At 34.9% G+C, this 3485-nt stretch carries 4 protein-coding genes; all 4 read right to left on the bottom strand.

Going from position 1 to position 3485, the window contains the following annotated elements:
• Positions 1 to 920 (bottom strand): type I-C CRISPR-associated endonuclease Cas1 (cas1c, locus tag GX756_03445; protein ID NLC16913.1); only part of this gene is annotated, 920 nt, incomplete at its 3' end.
• Positions 917 to 1579, bottom strand: a complete 663-nt coding sequence (cas4, locus tag GX756_03440) for a CRISPR-associated protein Cas4 (protein NLC16912.1) — start codon at positions 1577 to 1579, stop codon at positions 917 to 919. The genes cas4 and cas1c, both read right to left, overlap by 4 nt.
• Positions 1579 to 2388, bottom strand: coding sequence for a type I-C CRISPR-associated protein Cas7/Csd2 (gene cas7c, locus GX756_03435; GenBank protein ID NLC16911.1), 810 nt, complete (start codon positions 2386 to 2388; stop codon positions 1579 to 1581). Before cas7c ends, cas4 begins: the two co-directional genes overlap by 1 nt.
• Before the next feature lie 2 nt (positions 2389 to 2390).
• A partial coding sequence (locus GX756_03430) for a CRISPR-associated protein (GenBank protein ID NLC16910.1) occupies positions 2391 to 3485 on the bottom strand: 1095 nt, incomplete at its 5' end.

The raw sequence follows: 3485 nt of genomic DNA, 5'->3' as shown, positions 1-3485 counted from the left end.
GGATGTGTGATTTTTTCTTCTTTTCTATCTTGCCAAGCGGATAAAAATTTTTTTCTAGCCTCGTCTTTTAATAACACAGCGCCCGATTCTTGCGTATCAAAATCATCAGGCGATATTTCTTTCTTATTAATCATAGATAAAACAAATTTATCGGAAAAATGTGGTCGCAATTCTTCCATTAGGTCTAAAGAAAGAGAGGCTCTACCCGGTCTGTCTGTATGAAAAAAACCCACATAACTGTCAAGTCCAACGCTTTCTAGAGCATTTTTACATTCATTTGCCAAAAGCGAATAAGCAAAAGATAATAAGGCATTAACAGGGTCGGCAGGCGGTCGTCTAGTTCTTTTAATAAAGAAAAATTTGTCTTTGTTTTGAAGAATTAATTCGTCAAAGACTTTGAAATACGATTGCGCCGCCTTGCCTTCTATTGCCCTTAATTCATCTTTATCTTGACAGTTTAATACCTGTTTCATATTATTAGTGATTTGCAAACTTGCTTCTTTTAATTTTTGTTCGTTAATCCTTAATGGATGATCTCTAATAGCGCGTTCGATTACCCATTTTTGATTATGAAGTTTGCCAAAAACAAAATTTTTAGCATAACTGATGTTTTTATTGTCTTGGTCAGAAATGCGATATTGTTCTTTTCTAAGCAAAACATTTCCTTTAATATGACCATAAAATGAACCCAAAAATCTGCCATATTCATTCAAAAAAGTTATGGAAATGTTCCGCTTAGCGCATTCGCCCATAAGCTGCGGAGTAACACCCGGATAGTTAAAGCAAACAATGCTCTCTAGATTTAAAAGGGGCACTTTAAATAATAATTGATTATCTTTTTTTATGCATACATTTTCATTTTCAAGAAAGACAAAAACCTCTGGCAAAGTAATATATAATACATTGAGAAGTTTTCTCATTGTATATTTTTCTCCAAATATAATCTGACATCTTTTTTGTCCTTTTCAAGCAATTTTGGCAAACACTTATCTTTCAAGCTGCAGCTTTTGCAATGCTTGCCTATTTTTACTTTTGGAATATGTTGGCGATTAAAATATTGATGCATTAATTTCACTATTTGAATAAGTTCGTCTCTAAGCTCTTTTGAAAAGTTTACTACTTCTCTTCTTCTTATTTCCCCATAAAACAATGCCCCTTCGTTTATTTGACACCCAAGCATTTCCTCAAGACAAACGGCTTGAGCGCAAAGCTGAAGTCTGTCGCAATTATCAATTTTAATTTTTCCACGCTTATATTCAACCGGATAAGGAATCCATAAACCGTCATATCTATTAATAGGAATACCTTTATCCGATTTGTGAAACTCTACAACATCGCATTGACCCGACACTCCTAGCAGCTTTGAACTAATCTTCAAGCCGCGAATAATGATAATATTGCCTCTTTTTTCAAATGAATCACCATCATGGGCCTTATTATGAAGTATATTTCCGCCGACCGTAAGATAATTATCTTGCCAAACATCTTCTATATGAATAAGCGCCCATTGACGAGGACAAAACGCAAAATGCTGAATACCTGAGATCAAAATATAATTATCTTCAGAATATTCTTGCATTATCCTTCAATAATTTCAGGATTTAATCCTTCTAATGGTTCTATTTCCACATTTCCATTATTATCTACCTTTATGCTTTTATGAACCCTTGCAGAAGAATATTGTCCCGTTTTGTTATTATGTTTCCACCAAATAACCTTTTTAATTTCCATAGAGCCACTAGGCCGCGCGGAAGATTCATCGCCTTCAAAAAGAGTAGTCAACGCTGTTTTGATTTTTTCGGCGTCCTCATTGCTAAAGCCAGTTAATTCCGCTAATTGCGGACTTATGCTTCCATATGTAGCAAAAACCGCTTTGTTAACCCGATGTTTCATACCCATAGTATCAGCAGATTTACTACCATCTTTTGTGGGTTCGCTATTGACTGATTTTGTAATCTGAATAGATTCAATCGTTATAGGCTCAATTGAAAAAGCAGACTGGATAGTTACAGGACCTCTAATTCCAAGAGATACCTCATCAACGCCATCTCTTTTTTTAAACGCAAACACTTGACCAAAGGCGCGCACATCAAACCATTGCTTGCAAACGCTTTGGGGAACATCTTCTTTTTTGATTCCTTTTATAAAGGCATTAAACCTATCAGATAACGATTTTTGACCGTCATCGCTAAGCGAATCCATTTGGACAAAAATTTTCTCGCCCATTTGTTGTAATCGGTTACGAATCTTGCGTTTTAAACAAACATCTGATACTTCCCCCAAGCCTTCGCTTGTTGTTCGCGGTCTATTACCGCCAAGCGGATCTCCATTAGGGTTAGCGTTTTTTACCGTAAAAATTACTGCAAAATCAATTTTGTTGTTTAACATTGTTAATTATCCTCCTTATCTTGTTTTTTGAAAAATGCGCGTGATTGCGCTGAATAGCCTAATAAATATAACGGCGAGAGCGGGCGATTGTCTTCATAATCGCCTTCCTTAAACAAAGCCATAACTTCATTAATTTTTTGTTGGAAAAAATGCGCGCCATTTAATTGAATTCTGTATGGCAAAATTTGGTGATACAACATCCCCCATGTTTGATAGGGTTTAACCGCAAACGCGCTCATTAAACGAACGGAATTAGTCGCCCTTTGACCGCTTTTTTCCGCTTTAAACATAGCTTCCTGTTCTAGCCTGTCCGCAATTGCTAGCAATCTACCATAAAGATAATCCCTATCTGTTCTTTTTTCTTCAAGTTCCATGCTTGATTCCTCCAACTTATAATATTTTCTTATTAGAGAACATGATATGCAAATTGCTTTTTGCCAATCATTTGGATCAAAAGAATTATTTTTATCTGTAAAAGATAATGGTTGCGAAGCTCTTATTGCCGCGGCTTCAACGATATTTTTGGGAAAAGGAAAATTTCCAAACATGCATTCAAGCATTTGTTTGCGTATTTTCTTTTTTAACATTTGATATGTTTTATCGTTGTTGGCTCGGGGCTTTCCATAAATAGCGAATAAAATATCATCAAAAGTCGGCGCGCCAATATAATTAATTAACTTGGATTTTTCTTGCCCATTACTATCTTTTTCTTTTATCAAAACTAAACGATGATATGAAGATTCGCTATGCCAATTTACAATATTTTCTAGATACGTATCTTCAGGAAATTCTTGATAAAAAGTTAATCCCATTCTACCAGTAGTTGCGATATCAAAAAAGGCTATGCATATCTTTCGCGCATGCTTTTTTATATATTTTTCATTCCCATATCCCAAAAGAAATTTTTTTAGTTTTTTGGAATAATCCGCATAAATTTCTGTTTCGGCTTTTTCGATCAAATCTTCTTCTGTAGCTTTTATTGGTAACTTATTAAAAAGCGTCATAGAGTCTTCATACGGCGTAATCAACGGCTCAGGTTTTTTATCAATTGCCCAAACAATAATGGATTGCGTATCAAGATTAAGTCCATAATTATT

The organism is Clostridiales bacterium, assembly GCA_012512255.1.
Taxonomy (GTDB): domain Bacteria; phylum Bacillota; class Clostridia; order Christensenellales; family DUVY01; genus DUVY01.
Note: the sequence above shows the minus strand (reverse complement) of the source record. Positions and strands in the feature narration are given on the sequence as shown.